Source organism: Staphylococcus sp. GDX8P114P-2, assembly GCF_017892945.1.
Classification (GTDB): Bacteria; Bacillota; Bacilli; order Staphylococcales; family Staphylococcaceae; genus Staphylococcus; species Staphylococcus arlettae.
This window is the reverse complement of the sequence record NZ_JAESMB010000007.1, coordinates 31911-57744: the sequence shown is the minus strand read 5'-3', so window position 1 is coordinate 57744 and position 25834 is coordinate 31911. Positions and strand designations below refer to the sequence as shown.

The following is a 25834-nucleotide window of genomic DNA, read 5'->3' as shown; positions in this document are numbered from 1 at the left end:
TAAGGTGGTCTTGAAAAATGAATCAAAGTAACCAATTAAAGCTAGCACAGCGGGGAGCATACCTCAGTTTAATTATTTATATCATTTTATCTATCGCTAAATTTTTCGTAGGAACAATTTATGATTCGGCAGCAGTACGTGCGGATAGTTTAAATAATATGACTGATATTATTGTATCTATTGCCGTTATTGTTGGCTTGAAAATTTCAATCAAACCTGCGGATAGTAATCATCCTTATGGGCACTTGAAATCAGAAAATATTGCAACATTATTAGTTTCTTTCGTAATTATGTTTGTAGGTATTCAAGTTGTTATTGAAAATTTACCGCGAATTTTTATAAAAGAACATCCTACGCCGAACATTATAACTATTTATGTCAGTATGATTAGTGGTATCATCATGTTTATCGTTTATTATATTAATCAAAGATTAGCTAAATATACTAATAGTAGCTCCCTAAATTCTGCAGCAAAAGACAATTTGTCTGATGCATTAGTCAGTATTGGTACAGCTATTGGGTTAATTTTTACACAAATTGGTATGCCAATCGTCGATACTATTTTGGCCACAATACTTGGTCTGCTAATTATTTATACTGGTTTTGGAATTTTTAAAGAATCTATTTTTGCTTTAAGTGATGGTTTTAATGAGCGTGAATTAACAGCATTTAAAAATTATATTTTAGAAGTAGATGATGTTATAGATGTGCAATCTATTAAAGGACGGTATTATGGCAGCAGTATTTTCGTAGATGTGACGATAGTCGTTGAGTCCAATTTAACGTTAGAAGAAGCGCATCATATATGTGATGCTGTTGAACAACATATGCATAATAAGGGTGTCTCATCTATTTATGTACATCCCGAACCAGCTTCTATACAGTGATTACTTTGTTAATAACTTTTGAACTATAGCGTTTAGGAATAATATGACGAGCACTGTCAGGCATAAAAAAAGGCTATTCCATTTAAATATGGAATAGCCTTTTTATGTGTAAGTTATAGGTTTCTATAACTTACCACCAACCATTTGCTTCACGGAAATCAATTGCTGCATCAATAGAACCATAGCGTTCCTCAGCGTAATTAATCATACCTTTAGTTTGTGTTTCTACTGAGCCAGTTCCCCAGTCTTCTTTAGTTTGACCAAGTCCTTTGTATCCTAACTCATTTACAGCATTTGGATCTCCGCCAGATTCAGGTAAGACAACTTTTTCCCATAGTTCTGGTGTGCCTCCAGCTTCGATAAATTCTTGATATACAGCGTCAGTAGATTGTTGTGTTGTTTCAGCGGCATCGGCAGAATTAATATTTGCACTAGCACCCACGCCTGCTGCTGTAATAGATAATGTGGCAAATGAAGCAATTAAAAACTTTTTCATGATAAAAAATCCTCCTAATTATTCGTGTTATTCATTGCGTTACAATATAATATTTCATCTTGTTTGCTAATTACTTTTCGAATTAATGATTAATACTATAACATCTAAATTTAAGGTATAGGTTACAACGAGATAAAAAAACGAGCGACTTTATGACTAAAATAAGACATTTATTTCAAAATAACGTGTAATTTGTTACAATTATTTTGTGATTTACAGTTTTGAGTCACTGTAAAATACATACTTGGGCATATATGAACGATGAAAAATTTATATTACAAAATTGCAATATTTTGAAAATAAATGAAAGAAGTGATTAACATGCCAAAATTAATATTATGTCGTCACGGTCAAAGTGAATGGAATGCTAAAAATTTATTCACTGGCTGGGCTGATGTAGATTTGTCAGAGCAAGGCAAACAAGAAGCAATTACCTCAGGACAAAAATTGAAAAGACAAGAAATAGAAATAGATATTGTTTATACTTCTTTGCTAAAAAGAGCTATTAATACCACATATTATTTATTAGAACAATCTGATCAACTGTATATTCCAGTTGTAAAATCGTGGCGTCTTAATGAGCGTCATTATGGAGGACTTCAAGGGTTAAACAAAGATGACGCTCGTAAGCAATATGGTGAACAGCAAGTTCATTTATGGCGACGTTCATATGATGTTAAGCCGCCCGAACAAAATTCGAAACAGTGGCAAAGTTATTTAGAAGATAGAAAATATGCTCATCTTGACCGGAGAGTTATGCCAGAAGGTGAAAGTTTAAAAGATACACTTGACCGTGTTATTCCGTATTGGAGCGACCAAGTATCACAACAACTCTTAGCTAATAAAACAGTGCTCGTGTCAGCACATGGCAATTCTCTGAGAGCGTTAATTATGTTCTTAGAAAATGTGTCTCCAGAAGATATAGTTGGATATGAAATTAAAACAGGTGCGCCATTAATTTACGATTTAAAAGAGGATTTAACAGTAATAGATAAATATTATTTATAATGAATAAAGACAATGTATGTTATTAATATAAAAAGCATTCAAATCGTGTATAGTCGAGTGGAATGCTTTTTTCGTATTTACCTTCTCTAAAACTCAAACTATTTAACCGTGGTATGACAAATGAAGAAAGAATTAAACCATATGACACTGTTACTAACAAAATACATAATAATTTTAAAAACATATAATCGTGATTTTTGAAATAATAATAAATTTAATACCATTTTTAAATATTTTTACTATCCAATCAAGAAAAATATATGTATAATGTGACGTTGCAGTCAAAAATAAAAGAATACATTTTATCCATATAGAATGAATGATGAGGAGATAAATATGTCACATAAAAATAAATTAATTATGATTATTACAATGCTGTTTGGTGGTTTCTTTGGTTTGTTAAATGAAACATTATTAACCACAGCATTACCAAGTATTATGAAATCATTTGATATAGGGTACACACAAGTACAATGGTTGACTACGGCCTTTCTATTAACTAATGGTGTAGTCATACCTCTATCAGCGATGTTTATTCAAAGATATAGTACGAGACAAGTATTTCTAGTCGCAATTTCAATCTTCTTTATAGGTACAGTTATAGCTGGATTTAGTCCTAATTTTACGGTGCTATTAATTGCGAGAATTGTACAAGCTATGGGTTCTGGTATAATGATGCCACTTATGATGACGACAATTTTAGATGTCTTCGAACCTCATGAACGCGGTAAGTATATGGGGACATTTGGGCTAGTTATTGGTTTAGCACCAGCAATAGGTCCTACATTGTCCGGTTACCTAGTAGAATATTTTGATTGGAGATCATTATTCCATGTAGTTGCTCCAATTGCAGCGTTAACGTTTATAGCAGCGTTAAAATTTGTGCATAATGTAGGGATAAATATCAAGTCACGTATTGATGTCTTATCGATTATTATGTCAGTGCTCGGTTTTGGTGGTTTATTGTACGGTACAAGTTCAATTTCTAGAGATGGATTTCAAGACCCTATAGTTTTGACGACGATAATTGGTGGAGCAATTTTAGTAGCACTATTTGTTTATAGACAAACAAAACTAGAGTCTCCATTATTAGATTTCTCGGTATTTAAAAATAGTCAATTTGCTGTAGGTATTATTATTATGGCCTTTACAATGATTTCCATGATTGGATCTGAAACGGTATTGCCTATGTTTGTACAAAATATTATGCAAGAAAGTGCATTGCAATCTGGCTTGATTTTATTACCAGGGGCAATTGTTATGGCAATTATGTCCATTATTTCTGGAATGTTATATGAAAAATATGGTGCAAAAATTTTAGCTTTCATTGGTATGTTAATAGTAGTTATTACAACGTCATTCTTTGTCTTTATGGATGGAGAAACGTCAACAGCGGCATTAGCAACTGTATACGGTATTCGTATGATTGGTATTGCTTTAGGTTTAATGCCATTAATGACACATACTATGAATCAATTGTCACATGAAATGAATGCACACGGTTCATCAATGACTAATACAGTACAACAAATTTCAGCTTCTATTGGTACAGCTGGACTGATTACTATTATGAGTCATATAGCTAACAAGTTTGAACCGAATATGGCAGATTATCAAGGAATGAATAAACAAGAAATGGCTTTACAAATACAACATGATGCCTTACTTAATGGTTATCATGCTGCCTTTTGGTTTGCGGTGTCAATTTCAATTATTAGTTTGATTTGCGTCTTTTTCTTGAAAGGTAAGTCCAAAAAACACGCATAAAAATATTATAACTAACACATAGTAGCACTATGTATTTAAACAGCTGATTCTATACTTGGTGTATAGTAATTCAGCTGTTTTTAATATAGACAATAAATTGCTAACAAAGAATAAAGGGAACAACTATTCAAGCACTGTAAAATAATAGTATAATGTAGACTAATTAGGATAAGAGTATGTATCATAAATAAACAGAAGAAAAGTAATTTGGAGGTAAGCTATGGAACACAGGATGCAATTACAAGATAAACCATTTCAATTAATTAAACAAAAAACAAAAACGATCGAAGTACGGTTACATGATGAAAAAAGACAACAAGTGACTGGTAATGATATTATTATTTTTACTAATATAGATAAACCACAAGAAACATTGAAGGTTAAGGTGATGGAAACTGTTGAATTTCCATCATTTCAAGCGCTATTCAATCAATATTCAAATATTGAGGTAGGTGCAGATGAAGATGCACAGCTCTCACAGAAATTAGCGGCGATATATCAAATATATAATCAACGCGATGAGTTAGAGCATGGTGTGTTAGCGATTAGTATTAGATTAATTAAGTAGCGTAATTGGTATAGCTAATTCGAATTATGGTTATGAGATACAGATGAACAAACAATAACTAAATAATAGTGAACTTTTAGGAGCGATCTAAATGAAAAAACGAATGATAGTATCAATTATTATTGTCGGTGTATTGTTAGCGGGGTGTAGTAGTGGGAAATATGCGGATAAAATTGATAAAGCAGTATCAGCACAAAAAGAATATCAGGCTGATTTAGCTGAACAACGACATGGTGATGTTGATAAAAAATTTGATCAAAAAGAAGCAAATATTTATGTCTATGATAAAGGGAAATATATTACTATCGCATATAAACCGCTAAAAAAAGATGCAGAAGTACATTACTATACGTACCGTGTGAACAATGATAAAGCACAATATTTAGCAGATTTTAATTCTAAAGGATATGCTGAAACACATGAACCAGATTATAAAGAAGAAAATATGAATTTGAATTAGTGAATACAACAAGATAACGGAGGAACTATGAAAAAATATCTAAGTATTTTACTACTTATAAGTGTCGCTATGCTTATAGTTGTCGGCTGTAGTAATAAAGATGATGTGCACAAAGATGACCAATATTCCAAAGATGGAAAGGTGAAAATGATAGTGTATGGAGACTTTAAGTGCCCATATTGTAAAAAAGTAGAGACGAAAATCATGCCTAAAATAGAACAACAATATATTGATAAAGGTTTAGTGGATTACCAATTTATTAATATGGCTTTTTTAGGTAGTGATTCTATTATCGGTTCACGTGCAGGGCATGCAGTACAACTGATTGCACCCAAACATTATTCTGATTTTCAAAAAGCAATGTATGCACAGCAACCTAAATCTGAGGACAATTGGATTACTGAAAAAGTTGTAGATAATCAAATAGACACATTGGATATTACTAATAACAAAAAAGAACAAATCAAAAAAAGTTATAAAACAAAGAATAGTAAAGCATGGCAAGCCGCCAACAAAGACAAAAAACTAAGTGAAGAGCGCCACATTGAGACTGCACCAACCGTTTTTATTGGTGGTGAAAAAGTCGAAGATCCTTATAAATTTAAAAACTATAAACAACTCATTGAGAAGTACTCAAAAAAATAACTTTATTGTGAATAGCAAATAACCCGCAACTTATTCGAAAATTGGCTAATACATTATTATGTGTATTAGTCTTTTTTGTATTGAAAAAATAAATCGTAACAATTACTAAAAAACTATTGTAATTATGGCGGTAGGGATATATAATATTAAATCGTAAAGATTACTGTTTACAGGAGGGTATTATGAAAAAGATTACATATATGCTTATAATGATAGGCGCTTTGATGATTGTATTAGCTGCTTGTAGTAGTGCTTCATCAACTGATAAAAAAAGCGAAAAACTTACTATTAATACAACGGTTTTTCCATTAAAATCGTTCACAGAACAAATTGGTGGTAAACATGTAGAAGTTAAATCAATTTACCCAACAGGGACTGATTTACATAGTTACGAACCAACACAAAAAGACTTAATGGAAGCAACTAAAGCGGATTTATTTATTTATACTGGGGACGACTTAGACCCTGTTGCTAAAAAAGTAGCAAAGACAATTAAAGATAATGATAAAAAGTTATCCTTACAAAAAGATTTGAAAAAGTCAGAGCTATTAACTGATCAACATGAGCATGAAGCACATGAATCGCATGATGATCATCACAAACATGAACATGAAGAACATCAACACGGTACGTATGATCCACATGTGTGGTTAGATCCAAAGTTAAATGAACAATTTATTAAGTCAATCAAAGAACAATTAATAGAAAAAGATCCATCACATAAAGAAACTTACGAAAAAAATTATAAAAAATTACAAGCAGATCTTGAACAATTAGACCAACAACTAACAAAATTGACAAAAGATAAACAAGGGAAAACATTGTATATTTCACATGAATCAATGGGCTACTTGGCAGAACGTTACGGCTTTGAACAAAAAGGTGTACAAAATATGAGTGCTGAAGACCCATCACAAAAAGATTTAACAAACATGGTTAAAGCGATAAACAAAGCGAACGTTAAATACATTTTGTATGAAGATAATGTTTCTACAAAAGTTACAGATACTATTCGCAAAGAAACAGATGCAAAGCCAGTTAAGTTTTATAATATGGAATCACTAAATAAACAACAAGAACAAGATAATAAGGTGACATACCAACAATTAATGAACAAAAATATCAAAAATATTGAAAAAAGCGCTAAGCTATTAATACCTTACAATCAAAAAGTAATAAATAACAGACGCAATCTATTGCATGGGAAAGGCTGGGACATAATTAATTTGTCCCAGCCTCATTATATTTGCAGTTATTTGGGCTGACTCCGGTGGGAAAAGCACTAGCCGAGGACTACAGGCTAAGGCAGTGCCCACAGAAAGCGAGCAAAAAAATTGCCAACATTAATTTCACATTGTCAGAGATAACTGAAATGAAAAGGCGCTTTAAAATGAAGTTTTCACTTCTAGCATGGGATGATACAAACCATTTAATAAAGTTAAATTTCGGTTACTCCCTGTTTTGTCGGCAGTTTAATACAGAGAAACTACAAATTTTTTGTTGAAAAAATAGTTAAGAAAATAATAATTTTTTTAGCAAAATGATTAGTAAAAGAACTTAATGGGAAGATGAAAAGAAGAAGTTTGAGTTTATTACTTGATATATTTATTATATTTGGTATACTAAATATATCACAAAATTTGGAGGTAGAAAGCATGGCAAAATTAAATTTTGATAAAGCACATTCTGCAGTAGAATTTTCTATTAAACACTTAGTAATCTCAAATATTAAAGGACGTTTCCAAGATTTCGATATTCAAGCTGAAGGTGATACAAATGATTTAAGTTCATTAAAAGCATCAGTTGTAATTCAAGCTAATTCAATTGATACAGGAGTAGAAGATAGAGATAATCATTTACGTACTAATGATTTCTTCGATATTGAAAATCACCCTGAAATAAAATTCGAAACGACATCAGTAAGTAACAATGAAATTACTGGTAACTTAACAATTAAAGGACAAACACACGAAGAAACTTTTAATGTTGAATTCCCAGGTGTAAGTAAAAACCCAATGAACGGTGCACAAACAGTTGGTGTTGTTGTTACAGGTAAAGTGGATCGTGAAAAATATGGTATGACATTTAACCAAGCACTTGAAACTGGTGGCGTAATGATTGGTAAAGAAGTTAAATTTGAAGTCAGCGCAGAATTTGCAGTAGAAGAATAAAAGAAACATATTCATAATAAATAAGGCCACACTCAATTGTCCATATATTGAGTGTGGCCTTATTGTTATCAATAATTAACTTAAAACATTTCGGGTATGATATACATACAAATTTGTATAAATTTGAGGAGGTAGCAAATGAGTCAACCTTTACCTAAAATTGGCAAACCAGCAACTCATGCATTAAAGCATGAAGGTATAACTACATTAGAACAAATAGCGCAATATGATAAACAAACTTTATTGAAATTACACGGTGTAGGTCCTAAGGCAATACAAATATTAGAAGAGGCTTTAACAAACCACAGCTTATCTTTTAAATCGTCAGCACCAAAGGACCCACAATTACCGTTTGAATTAATTGGTGATTTACAGTGTGACAATGCACCGAAAAGACGAGTGCTCTTAGATTATTTAATTGCCACTGCGACACTTGATCAACAACGCTTAGATGAATTATTAAACACATCATTTCAGTGGAACGTGCCTGGATATTTTACCATTGAGGGGAAAGATAAGTTTTATGAAGAGTTGTCTGCACATCCATCGGAATTTTCTACTATCGAATTGAAGCACAATATAACTCATGGTAAAACTGGAGCAATTCACGGTACACTAGTTGATAAAGCAGGTAAACCAGCATATTTTGCTGATTTTATCGAGTTTGAAAATCATAGTAAGACAGCAAAAATTAAAACAGTTACGTCTTACGTAATTATGCCAGAAGGAGATTTATAAATGACAATTGAAATCAAAGAAAATCAAATTATATTCACTCGAACTTTTAAGGCTCAGCCCAAGCATATTTTTCAAGCGTATACAGATGCCACGTTGTTTAAACAATGGTTTCATCCTGAAGGAACGACGTTAGAAATATATGAATTCGATGTTCGTGACGGAGGGTCAGCATTTTTTGCTATTCATGCACCCCAAGGCTCAAGTTATACGGTAACGCATTATAATGAAATAACAAGACCTAATATTATTGATTATTATGATTATTTTGCGACGCCAGATGGTGAAATTGATAAGTCAATGGCAGGGATGCACAATAACATAAACATTCAAGATATGGGTAATGGGGTATCTCAATTGACTGCCACATCTATATTGCCTGATGCCAAATCAGCACAACAGTTATTAGAAATGGGTGTAGAAGAGGGAATGAATAGTACCTTTGATAATTTAGAACGTTTGTTAGCCACAAAATGATAAAGAAAGTGAATTAAATAGCAAACAGCAGTACCTATTTCAGTTATAATAAATAAGTGAAATGAGGTGCATAAATTGTATAAACGATATTTACAAGTATTGGGTCTATATACTTTAAGTACTTTGATTCCTAACATACTCTGCCAGTCAAAGAATGTTAAAGTTAATTTTAAACAGTGGTTGATGCAGAACATTTTAGGTTATGGTATTTTTGCGTATGGCTTACACATACTTTCAAAACTTAAAAAATAAAGTTAATATTCATAAAGAGTCGGGGATATAAATAGCTCTGACTAAAAATAAACGTCAATTTCTATTGAGCAGATATAGAAATTGACGTTTTCTGATTTCACCATTTATAATTGTTCACCATTGCTTGCGATGACATTTTTATACCAGTCAAATGATTCTTTTTTAGTACGCTGTAATGACCCATTACCTGCATTATCTCTATCTACATGGATTAGACCATAGCGTTTTTTCATTTCACCAGTAGTAAAAGAGATAATATCGATAATGCCCCAAGGTGTATAACCCATCAAATCAACACCATCTTCATGTACGGCATCAATTGATGCTTTAATATGAGCTTTTAAGTAATCAATACGATATGGATCATGTATCTCTCCATTGTCGTCAAAAGTATCAACTGCTCCAAAGCCATTCTCGACTATAAACAGCGGTAATTGATAGCGATCGTATAAAATATTTAGTGTGTAACGCAAACCTGTTGGATCTATAGCCCATCCCCAATCACTTTGTTCGATATATGGATTGTCGACAGAGTTTGGCAAACCACCATTGGTTACATTTTCACCTGTATATTGTACGGCATCATGTTTGACAACCGTTGACATATAATAACTGAAACCAATATAGTCCACAGTACCTTCTTTAAGAATTTTCTCATCTCCATCTTGCCAACCTATATTATAATTCTTTTTAGCGAACATTTTCTTAGCGTAACCAGGGTAATATCCTCTTACTTGTACATCAGGGAAGAAGAATCTTAAACGGTTTGCTTTAACAGATTCCATCATATCTTCAGGGTTACAAGAATAAGGATAAATTGCCACATGGGAAATCATTAAACCAATTTCAAAGTCTGGATTAATTGCTTTGCCGATTTTTACTGCTTTGGCACTTGCAATCAATTCATTATGAGCTACTTGATATAGAACTTCTTCAGGGTTTTCTCCTTCTTCAATTGTCACACCTGAATTGGTCCATAAGAAAATTGGATTATCAGTATCCATTTGGTTATTAATTTCATTAAAAGTCATCCAATATTTAACTTTATCTTTATAGCGTGTAAATACCGTTTCTGCGAATTTCGCAAAATAATCAGCAACTTTTCTACTTCTAAAACCGCCATAAGTTCTAGCTAAATGTAATGGCATTTCAAAATGCGATAGTGTAATGACTGGTTCAATACCGTATTTTAATAATTCATCGAACACATTGTCATAAAATTGTAAACCTGCTTCATTTGGTTCACTTTCATCGCCGTTTGGAAAAATTCTTGACCAAGCAATAGAAGTTCGTAAACATTTTAATCCCATCTCATTAAATAACGCAATATCCTCTTTATAGCGATTGTAAAAATCTATACCGATATGATTAGGGTAATATTGATTAGGCTCTACATCTTGTGTGATTTGTCTTGCTGTACTATGAGCACCTGCAGTCATTACATCAATCACACTTAATCCTTTGCCATCTGCGTCATAGCCACCTTCAAATTGATTGGCAGCTAAAGCGCCGCCCCATAAAAAGTCTTTTGGTAATTTTGTCATAACTAAACTCTCCTTTAAATTATTTGTTGATAATTGATAGCACCGTATCATTGTGTGTAGCTTGTTCATAATATTGCGGAATAATTTCATTGAATTCACTTGAGTTAGTAATAATGAATGGCACAATTGAAGTATAACCAGAATCCTCGATTAACTTTTTATCAAATTCTAATACTGGCTGATTTTTAGCTACGGTATCATTTTCAGCCACTAAGAGTTTGAAACCTTGACCTTCCATTTTTACAGTGTCTAATCCGACATGTATTAACATTTCTATGCCATCAGCAGTAGTAATACCAACTGCGTGTTTACTTGGAGCTACCATGCTAATTACACCATCACTTGGTGCATACACAGTAGTGTCACTTGGTTTAATGGCAATTCCTTGTCCCATCATTTCTTCAGCAAAAATTGGGTCATCAACTTCCGATAGTGGTACAATTTGTCCATTAATCGGTGTTACTAAATTATTTTCTGTTTGTGTCATTGTTGTTGCCGTTGACTCAGTAGTATTATTTGCACTTGGTTCATCAGTCTCAGTTTGAGTCGTATCTTCTCCATAACCTAAAAATTGAATTAAAATTATAGGTAATAAAAGACCTATAAGTGACCCTATAATAATGCCCCAAATCGACGTAGGATTATCTGGGCTGAAGCCATTAAAGATAGTAATAGGACCTGGTAAACCAGCATAAGCATAATATTTAGGGTTAAAGAAACTTGCGACAAAAGCACCTATAGCACCACTGACACAGGCGATAATAAAGGGCTTTTTAAAGCGTAAGTTAACACCATACATTGATGGTTCTGTAATTCCAAAGATACCAGTTATAGCTGCTGATGAAGCAACACGCTTGATATCGATAATTTTAACTTTAATTAATACTCCTAAAACTGCACCAATTTGAGATATAACTGCAATCGTCTGATAAGCTTGAAAGGCATCGCTTTTATATTGTTCAAAATTGGATAAAATTACAGGTGTGATACCCCAATGTACCCCGAAAATAACAAAAACTTGCCAAAATCCACCGATTAATGTGCCGGCTAACCATGGCGCAACATCAACTAAAGTATTAAAGCCACCAGCTAATCCTTGAGCAATCAATGTAGTAATAGGGCCGATAACGATTAATGTTAGAGGTACCATAATTACAATGCTAAAGAATGGTGTGAATAAAGGTTTTACAACATCATGAATATATTTATTTAGGAATTTTTCAACATATGATAATAACCATACTAGAAACAATGGTGGTAATACAGATGTTGTATAACTCGTCTCTGATAAAGGTATACCTAGAAATTTAACTGTATCTCCTGAACCAATTTTATCTATTATCGCTGTTAAATCTGGGCTAACTAAAGCAGCTGAACATGCTACAGCAATATATAAATTTACATTAAAATGTCTAGCCGCTGTAATAGCTATAAAAATTGGTAAAAAGGTGAAAGGTGCCCATGAAATAAAGTTAAATACTTCAAAAGTACCTGTATGTTCTACTGGAGGGTAGATCATTTTGCTTATTATAAGTAGTCCTTGCAAAATACCTGCTGCTGCTAAAATGTAAATAAATGGTGCAAATACTGCAGACATAGTAGCGATAACTCTATTTAATATACTTCCTTTTGATTTGTTAGACGCTTGCGTTGTCTCATTAGTGTCTTCGGAGTGAATTAAACTTTCGAAAGCTTTATAGACATCTCCTACATTATTGCCAATAACAACTTGAAATTGGCCATTGTTTTCTACAACGGTAACTACACCATCGATATTAGCAACTTTCTTTTTGGCATCAGGTTGAGAGCGTTTTAAGACTAAACGTAATCGTGTTGCACAGTGTGTGCTACTGATAATATTTTCTTCTCCACCTACAGCTTCTAAAATATTTTGTGCTAATGTTTCATTTTTAGCTGACACATAAACTACCCCTCTCTTTTAGTAAAGCGTTTTCAAATAACATAAGCCTATTATATTTGTACCGGTACAATTTGTAAAGAGGGGTGTATTTAGATTGTCTGTTATGTTATGTTATATCATGCTAAAATTAGATTATAATAATATAAGTGAGGACTAGGTATGCTGAAATACGAAATGATTGCTCAAGAAATAAATGAATATATAGAAAAAGAACATTATGAAGCGGGAGATAAATTACCTAACGTTGAAAAATTCAAAGAGATATATGGTGTGAGTAAGAGCACTGTGATAAAAGCTTTAGAGAATTTGGAAAAAAAGGGTATTATATTTCAAACTAGGGGTAGCGGAATATATGTGAGAAACAAAAAGAAAGATGGCTATGTTAATTTATTTTCAGCTAGTGGATTTCATGATGAAATAGTTGGACGTCAATTGACTTATGAAGTGAAAGAAGTAGCTGAGGTAACACCTAGTAAACATGTACAAAAGCAGTTGAAATTAGAGGCTGATGAACCAATTTATAAAGTTGAGAGAGTTATTTATGTAGATAATAAAACGTTTTGTACTGAGTTATCTTATTTTAACAAAAGTGTAGTGTTGTATTTAAATGAAGGGATAGCAGAGTCTTCTATATTTGAATATTTAGAGCAGCACTTAAAAGTGAAAATTGGCTTTTCAGATATTTATTTTAAAGTAGATAAATTAACAGAGAATGAAGCGCCAAAACTATCATTACAAGCTGGAGAACCATGCTTACGATATGAGCAATTATTTTATACGACTACAGGAGTGCCATTTGATTATTCACAACTGGTTTATCATTATGAAAATGCGCTATTCTATATTCCAGCATTAAAATAAAGTTTGGAACATAAAGCTCTATGTTTAAAATAAGGGAGAGGCTGGGACAATATTGATTCGTCCTAGACTCTTTTCAAATTGGCAGTAGCTGACTGCATTTAAAATATTCGATTTTGACCGTGCATGCTTGCCTGGGGTTTGGTTCGAGCCTGTAGTCTCTCACTCATACTATTACCCCGGGCGTCAGCAAGTTACAAAATCGGTACAAGTTATATTTTGTTATTCAATAATAAGGACCTTTGAATAACAAATAAAAAGTTGTTTTAATTGCTTATACGATGATGGATGTTTGCAATAGTGTAGTTACTTAATTTATCAATGATAGCTTGATCTACTTCTTGATAAATATCATCTAATACGTGCGTAATATTATGTCCTATTGGGCAGTTAGGATTGGTATCTTGATGAATTTTTGCAAAGTGTGTCTCAGCGTTGAATATATATTGATAGACAGCGCCTAAATTAATTTCAGAGGCAGGGGTATTTAAACTATAGCCAGCCACACCTTGACTACTTTTTATAAAGTGACCATCTTTTAAATAGCGACAAATTTTTCTCACTAGCGTAGCATTACTGTTAACACTTGAAGCGATATACTGACTAGAACTAGGTTCTTTTTCAGCTGCAAGTAGTACTAAAATATGAATGGCTACGGAAAACTGTGTGTTCATCGTGTAGGCCCCTTTCTTTATATTCCTTGTGTTATTTTTAGATACAAGTAAAGTTTACGCTCTTTAGTAGGTAAATTCAATATCTTTAATACTTTGTGTCGAAATTCACCTCTATCATATAAGTGAACATTTTAGTATGATGTAATTGAATTTTAAAAAAATATTAATTTTAAAGGGGATTTACTATGATTAAAAATACAAAGTCTGTGGAAGATACGTTTATGTCAAAAGCTACAGTCGAAAACGCAGTAAATCAAGTACAAATGAAGCAAGTAATGATCGAACGTACACCTGGACGATACATATTGAAAGCTATTATGTCAGGTTTTTTATTAGCTATAGTTACTGTGTTTATGTTTGCTATGAAAACGTTATTTGCTGGAACAAATGATGGATTAATAGGCTTAGTAGGTGCAATATCCTTTAGTTTAGCTTTAGTGTTAATTGTACTAACGCACTCAGAGTTGTTAACTAGTAATTTTATGTACTTAACTATTGGATGGTATTACAAAATAATAACATTAAACAAAATAGTTGTAATTGCTATGGTGTGTTTTGCTTTTAATATTGTGGGGGGTTTTATTTTATTTGGTTTAATGAAATTCACTCAAATAATGACGCCTGAAATGATAACAGCATTGTCAGATATGGTACAACTTAAAACAGTTGACTCATCCTGGTATGAAATATTAGTAAAAGCTATTTTTTGTAATTTCTTTATCAACATAGGTATCTATGTATCGATACAATTTAAGGATGGGCTTTCTAAAACATTTTTTATTGCTTGTGGCGTAATTGTATTTGTGTTCATGGGATATGAACATGTAGTGTTTAATGCTGGTTTATATGCAGGTATGGTGTTTTATAATTTAGAAGCATTGAGTTGGTTAGATGTACTTAAAAATTTATTCTATGCATTTATTGGTAACTATATTGGTGGGGGTATTTTTGTCGGTCTTGTTTATGCGTACTTAAATGGTGATAGAAATAGTATGGTCACAAAAGAAAAATAAAATAACTATAAATGACTTGGGCTGTGACTTGCTCAAGTCATTTTAATTGTACTACTCTTGTTGAGCATGTACTATTTATGCAGGTGATTTGAATATTACAGCTAAGTAATGAGAACAAGGAGGAGTATTATTGTGTCTGAATATAATATTAGAATAGCAGTAGAAGCTGATGCTGAAGCATTGCAAAAATTAATGTATGAAGCATTTACACCATTACGAGAATTAGGCATAGATTGGCCATCTGTTAATGCTGATTTAGCATTAGTTAAGAAAAATTTAACTAATAGTACTACTTTCGTATTGGAAAATGATAGTGAAATTATTTCTACAATAACAGTGCGTTACCCATGGGAAGGACAAAGTCGTATTTCTATGTATCCATTTGTATGGTGGTTTGCCACGAAACCTAGTTATGATGGACAAGGCATTGGTAGTAAACTATTGACCTATGTGGAAGAGACGTATTTACGTGATACTTTAAAAGCACCTGCAGTTACTTTAGGGACTTCTGCACGCAAACATCCATGGTTATTGGATATTTACAAAAAACGAGGGTATGAAGTGTATGCAGAACATGAAAGTGATGACGGTGATTTAGGCGTAATTATGCGCAAAGTGTTAATACCAGAACGCTTTGATGAATCAGTTTTAGGGCATCCACCGTTTTAACTAACTATACTGTGATACGTATATAATAAAGGCTAATGTAATTATGCGATTACATTAGCCTTTATTAGTTTAATTTAGTTAATTTCAATTGTTGATGCATCATCAACGGTGTCTACTTTTTTCGGTAATGTTACATATAGTAAACCGTTAGTAAAAGTCGCTGCAATTTTAGTTTTATCAATATGTTCAAATGAGAATTGACGACGTAAATTGTGTGTATTACGTTCTTTATGAATAACAGTACCTTTGTCAGCCTCATTAACAATTACTTGATCAGCAACAATAGTAAGTACTTGGTTCTCATATTGTAAGGTTATACTTTCTTTAGTGAAACCTGGTAATTCGGCTACTACAGTGTATTTATCTTCAAATTCAATTATGTCAGTTTTTATATCACGTTTTAGTGGCGTTTGTTCAAATATTTGGCGTCCAAAATCCTTAAAAAATTCACCTGGATCAACGTCAAATAAAGCATTATTAAATGGTTTTTTTTCAAATGCCATACAATATCGCTCCCTTTATTAAAATGGATAATATGTTGCAATAGTTAAAGTATCATCTAGCTATATTGTAAAAGGTAAAAGTGGAAAAAGAAAGCAAAGACACATATTAGTACATATATATGCGCTAAGGAGAGGTAAAGTAAATTAAATAGAGGTAAAAAGGCAAGCAAAAGGCAAAGTTTAAGGCTAATTCTGCATAGACTTACTCTAGATACCTCAACTAATGGAATTTACAGATCTTTTGAGAAGTTCTTATTTACGAAATTTTGAAGCGTTGATTTTAGCTCGATTGCTTCATCTAAATCCATATCGAACTCACCAAATACTTGCATGGAAATTTTTGAAAGTGGTTCTTGGATAGATTTGCCTTTCTCTGTCAGTGAAATTTGTAAATTTCTTTCATCGTTTGTTTCACGAATACGGTCGACATAACCTTTTTTTTCTAATTTTTTCAGTAAAGGTGTTAATGTACCGGAATCAAGAAATACACGTTCCCCTAGTGATTTAATATTGATTTTTTCGTCGCTTTCGATAGCGAGTAAAACAATATACCCAGTATACGTCAAGTCATACTCTTTTAAATATGATGTATATTTTTTGATAATTTCTTTCGAAGATACATAAAATAAGAAACATAGTTGTCGTTCCAAATAATTATCTTTTTTTGTCATATTTGTCACCCCTTTTGAAACTTAACGATAGTATGAAGTAAGCGTCTTGTCAATAAAGAATCGCTTGTCTAAGGTACAAATATAGTAATCTAAGAAGATATAGGTAAATTTATTAGTTAAATAGTTAATATTAAGGAGATTTTGTTACAAATCTTGAGTATGTCTTTCTAAAATAAATATTTTAAGTCATACTAAAAAGAACATGATAAAAATTGCAGATTCAAAGGAGATTAGTAATGAAAACGGTTTTGAAAGTAATTGTTATTTTAATTGTATCGTTTATAGTAGCTGCTGCTTTATTTATTGGAATGCGAATGTATCAAGGACATAAAAATATAGAATTAGTAGATAAATATTTAGCAGAGCATAATTTAACAGATAAAATAAAAGAGGAAAAAACAAAATACAGTGGGCAAAAAGGATTATATTATAAAGAAGTGAAGTTTAAAGATAATCCGTCAATCACATACGTGGTTCAACCTATTAGTACTTTTAAAGGCATAGTAGTTCAAGGTTTTGATACTGAAACGAAGAAAAATATTAAAAAGGCAAAGTATAATGAGTTTGATGATAAATATAAACCACAATAATATTTAATATTTAGTGTCATAAAATAGCGCGTCCATTTAAGTTGAATTAAATGGGCGCGCTATTTTTTTGAACAGTAGTGAAGCATTCGATTAATGTTTCATTTCGTCCATGTCATGTATTTTCATCATTAATCCGTGAGGTACATCATCATGGCTAACTACTTGCATTTTAGTATATTCATCTGATTTAGAGGATTTTACTAATCTTACAAAATCTCCTTCTTTTGGAGAAAATCCATCTTTTGCAGGTAGCTTAACATTTTCTTCGATTTTATGATCTTTTTCGTTAATTACTTTGTCAGCAGTGTTACTATTTTTCATATAGCCAAAATAAGTTTCTTTTTCACCTGAAGTCATCATAATAATTATGAGTACAACACTGACAATTAGCATTACGGCAATTAAGCCAATACTGAATACTTTTTTATTCATTGTAATCATTGCTCCTTTTAATCATCTAATTCTTTTATAACTAAAATATAGGTAGAAAGCAATTAAATATTAACTATAAATATAGAAAATGTTGAATCTGTAACAAAATGGACGTAATTTACAAAAAATTACTAAAAGTAGGTTGGAGTAGGAAATAATTAAAAAAAAGTTTGCGATTTTAGTTGGAACCGGTTACAATTGTTTATGTGTTTTGGAACCGGTTCTATTTTACTGTGGAGGTTTATTAATATGAACAATAAAAAGATTGCAGAAGAAATTTTAACCGCTATAGGTGGAAATGATAATATCGATACGATGGCACATTGTGCTACTAGACTTAGATTGGTATTAAAAGATACAGAGCAGATTGATGAGAATCAATTAGCTGAGATAGAACATGTCAAAGGAACTTTTATGACTGGTGGACAATATCAAATCATATTAGGTTCAGGGATTGTTAACAAAGTGTTTAGTGAACTTGAAAAACTTACCGGTAAAGAAGCTTCGACGACTTCAGAGGTAAAATCTCAAGGGACGAAACGAATGAATCCACTACAACAATTTGTGAAAATGTTATCAGATATTTTCGTACCCATTATTCCAGCTATTGTAGCGGGCGGCTTATTGATGGGTATTAATAATATATTGACGGCACCCGGTTTATTTTATGAGAATCAATCTATTATAGAAATACATCAGCAATTTGCTGGGTTGGCAGAAATGATTAATATTTTTGCTAATGCGCCATTTACACTATTGCCAATTTTAATTGGTTTTAGCGCGGCCAAGCGATTTGGTGGCAATGCCTTTCTTGGTGCAGCATTAGGTATGATACTAGTGCATCCAGAATTAATGAGCGCATATGATTATCCTAAAGCATTAGAGCAAAATAAAGAAATACCACAATGGCAACTATTTGGGTTGGATATCAATCAAGTAGGATATCAAGGACAGGTATTACCTATTTTAGTTGCGTCATATATTTTAGCTAAATTAGAGCTTAGTCTTCGTAAATTTATGCCCACAGCATTAGATAATTTAGTAACGCCTCTAGTTTCGATATTTGTGACTGCGTTTCTAACGTTTTTATTCGTAGGCCCAATTACACGTACTTTAGGCTATTGGCTATCTGATGGCTTAACGTGGTTATACGAATTTGGAGGTGCAATAGGTGGTTTGATATTTGGTCTATTGTATGCACCAATCGTCATTACTGGAATGCATCATAGTTTTATAGCGATAGAGACCCAATTAATAGCTGACAGCGCATCAACAGGTGGTTCTTTTATTTTTCCTATAGCAACGATGTCAAATATCGCACAAGGTGCAGCTGCCTTAGCAGCGTTCTGCGTGATTAAACAAAATAAGAAGTTAAAAGGTGTAGCATCTGCGTCTGGCATTTCAGCATTGTTAGGTATTACAGAACCAGCACTGTTTGGAGTAAACTTAAAATTGAAGTATCCTTTTATCGGTGCGATTGTAGGTTCAGGCGTAGCAGCGGCGTATGTTTCATTCTTTAAAGTTAAAGCTGTAGCATTAGGCACAGCTGGCTTACCAGGTTTTATTTCAATCAATGGTCTCAATGCTGGATGGTTACATTACTTTATTGGTATGCTTATTGCATTTAGCGTGACCTTTATCATTACTGTTTTATTGTCATTCCGCAAAACATACCGCCAACAAAATTAATGAGTGTTAAAAAGCCTTCAGTCAGAACATAAATAACCCCTTCGCACACTAATGCGAAGTGGTTATTTATTACATTATGAAAACGACGTGTATAGTTTTTACTAAAGATCCAAAATAAGGTGTTTTATGCCGACTCCTGCGAGAATAGCACTCGCCGAAAGCGTGTATAAAAAAACTGCCAACAAAATTGAAAATTTTGTCGACAGTCTAAAAGGTTGAGTATTATAAATAACCTAAAAACAAGGTCTTACAGCATCAGAGTTTTTGTTTTCTCCATAGAAATGCCCCTACAATAGATACTAAAATGAGTGAAAGTCCAATGACGATGATCCAAGAGATATAACTATGGTCATCAATCGGTAAGGGTACATTCATGCCAAAAAAGCTAAAGACTAACGTAGGCAAAGTTAAAAATACAGTGAATAATGTTAAAGTTTTCATTGTATTATTCATTTCATTAGATAATAGAGATGCATATGAAGTTGTAATACTTTCTAAAATATTAGTGTACAATTCTGTGGTTTCTACTGCTTGTTTATTTTCTATAATTAAATCTTCTAATAATTCTTCGTCAGCTTCAAATCGCTTAATTGCAGGTAAACGAAATAACTTTTTAATAATATTATCATTACCTTTTAAAGCAGCTAAAAAGTACACTAAACTTTTTTCTACTTCCATTAGATTATAAAGTTGTTTATTTGTCACATTGTTTTTTAGTTCACGCTCAATTCTTAAACGTGTTTTGTTTAACAAACGTAAATTTCTATTATAATGATTGGCAATTGTTAGCAAGATATTTAAAGCAAAACGACTATGGAAGTTTAAATTAATAGGTTGGCGTGAAAAATTATCGAGAAATTCTATTTCTTCACTACACACAGTTAATATTTTTTTATTACCAATAATGATGCCTAAAGGTATGGTTATAAATGATAGTACTTTTAAATTTTTATTGTTAACTATAGGTAAATCAATAATGATCAGTGAATAGCCACTATCTTCATCATATTCAATACGAGCACTTTCTTCTGAATCTAAAGGGTCGCGTATAAAATCCTCAGGAATATGAAATTGTGACATTAATAATTCAATTTCTTCGCGTTCTGGGTCAATCACGTTAATCCATGATGTAGAAGTGTCTAAAGCTGAGCGAGTAATTGCTTGTGAACTGTCGTGTTTGTATGCATTTATCATGACCTAGATACTTCCTTTCAATTTTTAATACTTATTTATATTAGCGAATAACTAATAAAGTGACAAGATTTTATACGATATATTGTGCTAAATGCAATCGCTATCAATGTTATAGGCAATGAAAGTGCTCAACAATAGCATATATGCAGCTGATATTTATTTTAAATTATGAGACTATTATGATAATTTGTAATCATATTACGTTAATATTTTGTTATTACTTCTAAAAAATTAACTTAAAATTTACATTGGCTTAAAAAACATTAGATATAATTAACGTGATTTACAAATTATATGAAGAGGTGCAAAAATGGATATATCTGCAATGGAGATTATCTTCACTTTCATCGGTGGTTTAGGTATTTTTCTATATGGAATTAAGCAAATGGGTGACGGTTTACAAGCTAGCGCTGGAGATCGACTACGCGATATTTTAAATAAATTTACAAGTAACCCAATTATGGGTGTTATAGCAGGTATGGTTGTGACTATTTTGATTCAAAGTAGTTCTGGTACAACTGTAATTACAATCGGTTTAGTTACAGCTGGATTTATGACAATGAGACAAGCAATTGGTGTAGTTATGGGGGCTAATATAGGTACTACGGTAACTGCTTTTATCATCGGGATAGATATCGGTGAATATGCATTACCAATACTTGCATTAGGTGCATTTTTAATTTTCTTTATACACAAACGTAAAGCAAAAAATATAGGTATGATCTTATTTGGCTTTGGTGCACTATTTTATGGATTGGAATTGATGAGTGGTGCGGTAAAACCACTTGCTGAGTTAGACGGCTTTAACGAAATTATGTTAAATCTTTCATCTAACCCTATATTAGGTGTTTTAGCAGGAACTTTCTTAACTGTGATTATACAAAGTTCAAGTGCGACAATTGGTATTTTACAAGGATTTTTTGCCAATGATTTAATTTCATTACATGGTGCATTACCGGTATTATTAGGTGACAATATAGGAACAACAATTACTGCAGTATTAGCAAGTTTAGCAGGTTCATTAGCGGCTAAACGTGTGGCACTTGTACATGTTCTGTTTAACGTCATAGGTGCTACGATTTTCTTAATTATATTACCTTTATATCAAAGTGTTATGGAAATGATTCAACGTGCATTGTCATTAAATCCTGAAATGGTTATTGCTTTTGCACACGGTACTTTTAATGTGACAAATACTCTAATTCAATTACCGTTTGTCTTCGTGTTAGCATGGATTGTAACAAAAGTTATTCCTGGTAATGATGTGAATGAACAATATAGACCAAGAGTATTAGATAAAAATTTAATAGATAGAGCGCCAAGTTTTGCTTTGCAAGAAGCACAAGATGAAATTCAAAATCTTGGTAAAATGTCTTTATCTATCTTAGAAAGTGCGCAAAATAAAGACGAAAAAAGTAAGAAACATGCAGAGGAAAAACATCAAGTCATAGAAAATATGTACGATAATATTCGTCAATATTTAACGAAGATATCGCAAAAGAAATTATCTGCAAATGATGCTGAACGCATGTCCGTATTATTTGATGTTAATAGAGCAATTTTAAAAGTTTCTAGCCTTTCTCAAGCTTATATGGATGATTTAGACATACAAGCTAAAGGTAAGGTGAATATATCTGAAAAAGCATTAACTAGTATAAGTCAATTGTACGAACATGTTACTGTGTCCTTTAGAGATACGGTTGATATCATTAATGTGTATGATGATATTAAGAAAGATGAAATTGTTAAACGTAGCCAAGAAGCATATGGTTTAGAACATGATCTACGTAAAGAACATATTAAGCGTTTGAGCACTGGTGAATGTACACCTGAAGGGGCAGTTCGCTATCTTGATATGATTTCTATTTTAGAACGTATTGGCTATCATTCTCGTGTAATTTCAGAATCTATGATTAATTATGGTGACGATATTAGTAATGATAAGACCTATACAGAAAATAATTCAGCATGGGTATAATAATTCAATTAGAAGCTGGGACAAAATTGATTTGTCCTAGTTTCTTTTCATATTGGCAGTAGCTGACTGCATTGAAAATGCGCTTGTAACCAAGCTTTTTTCAACGCTAGTCATCCTTGCCGGGTTGGGACGACGAAATCATTTTTTCAAAATCAGATTTCTGTCCCACTCCCTTTTTAATCACCTTAAATCCGACTAAATCGATAAGAATGATTGACAAAATAAATAATGAGGCATAATATAAATATAATTAAACGGTAACAAGTTAGGAGGGTATTCGTATGGTTGCGCTAAGCATTTTAGATCAAAGTCCAATTGAACAGCATGAATCAGTGCAAGATGGTTTAAAGCGGACAATTGAATTATCACAAATTGCAGATGAATTAAATTATATGCGTTATTTCGTAGCAGAACATCATAATATTTCAGAAGTCGTGGGAACGAGTCCAGAAATATTAGTAACGCATTTATTATCTAAAACAGAACGCATAAACATTGGCTCAGGTGGTGTAATGTTACAGCATTACAATCCTTTCAAAGTAGTTGAACAATTTCATCTCATGAGTCAATTAGCACCTGGAAGAGTAGATTTAGGTGTTGGCAAAGCGCCGGGAGGATTTCCATTAGCTACAAAAGCACTTCAATTAGAATTACAAAATCCACCCATTCCTTTTGAAGAAAAATTACATTTATTAAATCAATTTAACTCTAATAGCTTTCCAAAAGATCATGAATTTAAACAACTACAAACAGCTAACCGTTCGGATGATATACCGAAACCGAATATTTTTGTATTGGGTGGTAGTGCTTCTTCAGCTGAATTGGCTGCAAAGGAACAAGTGAATTTTATATTTGCGTATTTCATCAATTCAAGTAAAGATGCACTTGAAGAAGCAGCACGTGTTTATAAACAATTGTTTCCAGAGGGAATATTTGTAGTCGCAGCAGCTGCAGTTGTTGTCGAAAATGATGCGGATAAACAACAAGTTGAAGAGGGGCGTACGAATTATCGCGTCAATTTAGCAGAAGGTAAAAGTTTAACAGTTAATACCATCGAGCAAGTTGAAGCATTTCGCACACAATCCTCAGAAGCGTTAACTGTTGAAGAGCAGAAAATTGATGTGATTCATGGCTCTAAACAAGAAGTAGAAGTAGAATTACAACAATTAGTCATCGAAGGCTATGTAGATGAATTAATGTTACATATGCCAGTGCAAAGTCATGCGCTACGTGTTAAGACAGTTAAGCAACTAGCACCTAGCAATAAGATAATAAATAATACGAAAGCAGGGATTATATGAGCAATAAAAAAATAGATTTTGGCATAATGTTAAATGGTCCAGGGAGTCATATGCATGCTTGGAAGTCTGACGAAGTACCTAGTGACGCTAGTACTAATTTTGACTTTCAATTAAAAATTGCTCGTCAAGCGGAAGAAGCAGGCTTTAGCTTTTTATTTGTTGCTGATGGTTTATATATTAATGATAAATCGATACCACATTTCTTAAATCGTTTTGAACCTTTAACATTATTAGCTGCGTTGGCACCTATTACGCGTTATATCGGTTTAGTTGGAACGATTTCTACGTCTTATAGTGAACCTTTTACAATAGCGAGACAACTTGCAACTATAGATAAGTTGAGTCATGGACGTGCAGGTTGGAATGTAGTGACTTCTCCATTAGAAGGAAGTGCTGACAATTATAGTAAAGGTGAACATCCAGAGCATGATGTTCGATACGACATAGCTGAAGAGCATATAAATGTAGTTCAAGGATTGTGGGATTCTTATGAAGACGATGCATTTCCAAGAGATGTAGAGCATAACCAATATGTAGATCAGGACAAAATGCACACTTTAAATTATCAAGGTAACTATTTCCAAGTTAAAGGACCTTTAAATATTGATAGATCAGAACAAGGTCAACCTGTAATTTTTCAGGCAGGTGCGTCTCCAAAAGGGCAAGCTTATGCTGCACAATATGCAGATGCTGTCTTTATTATTGGTGAAAGTATAGAAAGTGCTGTGAAGAATTATGACAGCATTAAACAACAAGCTGTTGAATATGGACGCCAACCTGATGATATTAAAATTTATCCTATATTATCACCTATACTAGGTGAAACTATTGATATTGCCGAAGCACGTTATGATGAAATAAAGTCATTAACAACAATTGAAGAAGCGTTAACTTATTTAGGCCGTTATTATGATCACCATGATTTTTCTCAATATGAACTTGATGCACCTTTCCCAGAGTTAGGTGATGTTGGTAAAAATAGTTTCCGAGCTACTACTGAAGCTATTGCACAACGTGCACGCGACAACAATTTAACTTTACGTCAAGTAGCATTAGAAGAAACAACACGCAAATCTCCATTCTTTGGAACTTATAAAGATGTAGCTCAAACAATAATTGATTGGTTTGAGGCGGGAGCTGCAGATGGTTTTATATTCGGACCTCATATTTATGGAGATAATTATGAAGAGTTTATTAACAATGTTTTACCGATTTTAGAAGCTAAAGGCTATTACGATGCAACTTATCAAGGAACAACATTACGTGAAAATATTGGAGTTCCATTTAAAGCTAATAGATATCAACAACAAAGTGTTGAGCATACCAAATAG

General features: G+C 32.6%; 25 protein-coding genes and 1 pseudogene. 18 read left to right on the top strand and 8 right to left on the bottom strand.

Annotated features, from left to right (window positions below; genetic code table 11):
• Positions 1–17: 17 nt before the first annotated feature.
• On the top strand, positions 18–887 hold the full coding sequence (locus tag KA845_RS02670; RefSeq protein ID WP_002510054.1) for a cation diffusion facilitator family transporter: 870 nt from the start codon (positions 18–20) through the stop codon (positions 885–887).
• Between the two features lie 130 nt (positions 888–1017).
• On the opposite strand, the gene KA845_RS02665 is transcribed toward KA845_RS02670, so the two are convergent.
• Positions 1018–1383 (bottom strand): aggregation-promoting factor C-terminal-like domain-containing protein, encoded by a 366-nt coding sequence (locus tag KA845_RS02665; RefSeq protein WP_002510055.1) that lies wholly within the window; start codon positions 1381–1383, stop codon positions 1018–1020.
• Positions 1384–1704: 321 nt separating this feature from the next.
• Between KA845_RS02665 and KA845_RS02660 the strand changes: the two genes are divergently transcribed.
• From KA845_RS02660 to KA845_RS02620, 9 genes and pseudogenes are all read left to right on the top strand, one after another.
• Positions 1705–2391 (top strand): 2,3-diphosphoglycerate-dependent phosphoglycerate mutase, encoded by a 687-nt coding sequence (locus tag KA845_RS02660; RefSeq protein WP_002510056.1) that lies wholly within the window; start codon positions 1705–1707, stop codon positions 2389–2391.
• A 336-nt stretch (positions 2392–2727) separates the two neighbouring features.
• Entirely contained in the window at positions 2728–4158 is a 1431-nt protein-coding gene (locus KA845_RS02655) for an MDR family MFS transporter (protein ID WP_103388753.1), read from the top strand.
• A gap of 220 nt (positions 4159–4378) precedes the next feature.
• A complete protein-coding gene (locus KA845_RS02650; RefSeq protein WP_002510058.1) occupies positions 4379–4726 on the top strand; it encodes an ASCH domain-containing protein in 348 nt (115 codons plus the stop codon).
• Between the two features lie 91 nt (positions 4727–4817).
• Positions 4818–5186, top strand: a complete 369-nt coding sequence (locus KA845_RS02645) for a cystatin-like fold lipoprotein (RefSeq protein ID WP_002510059.1) — start codon at positions 4818–4820, stop codon at positions 5184–5186.
• Between the two features lie 27 nt (positions 5187–5213).
• A complete protein-coding gene (locus tag KA845_RS02640) occupies positions 5214–5831 on the top strand; it encodes a DsbA family protein (protein ID WP_002510060.1) in 618 nt (205 codons plus the stop codon).
• 182 nt (positions 5832–6013) lie between these two features.
• A pseudogene (locus tag KA845_RS02635) lies at positions 6014–6973 on the top strand (metal ABC transporter solute-binding protein, Zn/Mn family); the annotation flags it as partial.
• Between the two features lie 513 nt (positions 6974–7486).
• Positions 7487–8002: a YceI family protein gene (locus KA845_RS02630; RefSeq protein ID WP_002510063.1), complete on the top strand. Its 516-nt coding sequence runs from the start codon at positions 7487–7489 to the stop codon at positions 8000–8002.
• Between the two features lie 138 nt (positions 8003–8140).
• A complete protein-coding gene (locus tag KA845_RS02625; RefSeq protein WP_103388754.1) occupies positions 8141–8740 on the top strand; it encodes a helix-hairpin-helix domain-containing protein in 600 nt (199 codons plus the stop codon).
• A complete protein-coding gene (locus tag KA845_RS02620) occupies positions 8741–9214 on the top strand; it encodes an SRPBCC domain-containing protein (protein WP_002510065.1) in 474 nt (157 codons plus the stop codon).
• A gap of 356 nt (positions 9215–9570) precedes the next feature.
• Here the strand turns inward: KA845_RS02620 and KA845_RS02615 are convergent, their stop codons facing one another.
• Positions 9571–11010, bottom strand: coding sequence for a 6-phospho-beta-glucosidase (locus KA845_RS02615; protein ID WP_167867837.1), 1440 nt, complete (start codon positions 11008–11010; stop codon positions 9571–9573).
• Between the two features lie 19 nt (positions 11011–11029).
• Positions 11030–12931 carry a beta-glucoside-specific PTS transporter subunit IIABC gene (locus tag KA845_RS02610; protein WP_210127781.1) on the bottom strand — a complete coding sequence of 634 codons (1902 nt, stop codon included), beginning with the start codon at positions 12929–12931 and terminating at the stop codon, positions 11030–11032.
• Between the two features lie 159 nt (positions 12932–13090).
• Between KA845_RS02610 and KA845_RS02605 the strand changes: the two genes are divergently transcribed.
• Positions 13091–13792: a GntR family transcriptional regulator gene (locus KA845_RS02605; RefSeq protein ID WP_002510067.1), complete on the top strand. Its 702-nt coding sequence runs from the start codon at positions 13091–13093 to the stop codon at positions 13790–13792.
• 263 nt (positions 13793–14055) lie between these two features.
• On the opposite strand, the gene KA845_RS02600 is transcribed toward KA845_RS02605, so the two are convergent.
• Positions 14056–14463, bottom strand: a complete 408-nt coding sequence (locus KA845_RS02600) for an Rrf2 family transcriptional regulator (protein ID WP_002510068.1) — start codon at positions 14461–14463, stop codon at positions 14056–14058.
• Between the two features lie 185 nt (positions 14464–14648).
• Between KA845_RS02600 and KA845_RS02595 the strand changes: the two genes are divergently transcribed.
• Together KA845_RS02595 and KA845_RS02590 are read left to right on the top strand one after the other, a co-directional pair.
• Complete coding sequence (locus tag KA845_RS02595; RefSeq protein WP_210127780.1) at positions 14649–15476, top strand: formate/nitrite transporter family protein; 828 nt, start codon at positions 14649–14651, stop codon at positions 15474–15476.
• 132 nt (positions 15477–15608) lie between these two features.
• Positions 15609–16145, top strand: a complete 537-nt coding sequence (locus KA845_RS02590) for a GNAT family N-acetyltransferase (RefSeq protein WP_002510070.1) — start codon at positions 15609–15611, stop codon at positions 16143–16145.
• A gap of 74 nt (positions 16146–16219) precedes the next feature.
• Here the strand turns inward: KA845_RS02590 and KA845_RS02585 are convergent, their stop codons facing one another.
• Positions 16220–16648 (bottom strand): Hsp20 family protein, encoded by a 429-nt coding sequence (locus KA845_RS02585; protein ID WP_103388757.1) that lies wholly within the window; start codon positions 16646–16648, stop codon positions 16220–16222.
• A gap of 230 nt (positions 16649–16878) precedes the next feature.
• A complete protein-coding gene (locus tag KA845_RS02580) occupies positions 16879–17319 on the bottom strand; it encodes a MarR family winged helix-turn-helix transcriptional regulator (protein WP_002510072.1) in 441 nt (146 codons plus the stop codon).
• A gap of 236 nt (positions 17320–17555) precedes the next feature.
• Here KA845_RS02580 and KA845_RS02575 point away from each other — a divergent pair, with 236 nt between their 5' ends.
• On the top strand, positions 17556–17909 hold the full coding sequence (locus tag KA845_RS02575) for a DUF3139 domain-containing protein (protein WP_002510073.1): 354 nt from the start codon (positions 17556–17558) through the stop codon (positions 17907–17909).
• Between the two features lie 90 nt (positions 17910–17999).
• On the opposite strand, the gene KA845_RS02570 is transcribed toward KA845_RS02575, so the two are convergent.
• Positions 18000–18341: a DUF4889 domain-containing protein gene (locus KA845_RS02570; protein WP_002510074.1), complete on the bottom strand. Its 342-nt coding sequence runs from the start codon at positions 18339–18341 to the stop codon at positions 18000–18002.
• Between the two features lie 249 nt (positions 18342–18590).
• Here KA845_RS02570 and KA845_RS02565 point away from each other — a divergent pair, with 249 nt between their 5' ends.
• Complete coding sequence (locus KA845_RS02565) at positions 18591–20030, top strand: sucrose-specific PTS transporter subunit IIBC (RefSeq protein ID WP_103388758.1); 1440 nt, start codon at positions 18591–18593, stop codon at positions 20028–20030.
• Between the two features lie 255 nt (positions 20031–20285).
• Here KA845_RS02565 and KA845_RS02560 read toward each other — a convergent pair whose 3' ends face one another.
• The gene (locus KA845_RS02560; protein ID WP_002510076.1) at positions 20286–21224 is read right to left on the bottom strand and encodes a magnesium transporter CorA family protein; all 939 of its coding nucleotides are present in this window, start codon (positions 21222–21224) and stop codon (positions 20286–20288) included.
• Between the two features lie 310 nt (positions 21225–21534).
• On the opposite strand from KA845_RS02560, the gene KA845_RS02555 reads away from it, so the two are divergent.
• The 3 genes from KA845_RS02555 (at position 21535) to KA845_RS02545 (ending at position 25834) form a co-directional block, all read left to right on the top strand.
• Positions 21535–23202 (top strand): Na/Pi cotransporter family protein, encoded by a 1668-nt coding sequence (locus KA845_RS02555; RefSeq protein WP_167867839.1) that lies wholly within the window; start codon positions 21535–21537, stop codon positions 23200–23202.
• 281 nt (positions 23203–23483) lie between these two features.
• Positions 23484–24503: an MsnO8 family LLM class oxidoreductase gene (locus KA845_RS02550; protein WP_103388760.1), complete on the top strand. Its 1020-nt coding sequence runs from the start codon at positions 23484–23486 to the stop codon at positions 24501–24503.
• Positions 24500–25834, top strand: coding sequence for an LLM class flavin-dependent oxidoreductase (locus KA845_RS02545; protein WP_002509719.1), 1335 nt, complete (start codon positions 24500–24502; stop codon positions 25832–25834). The genes KA845_RS02550 and KA845_RS02545 overlap by 4 nt, the downstream gene beginning before the upstream one ends.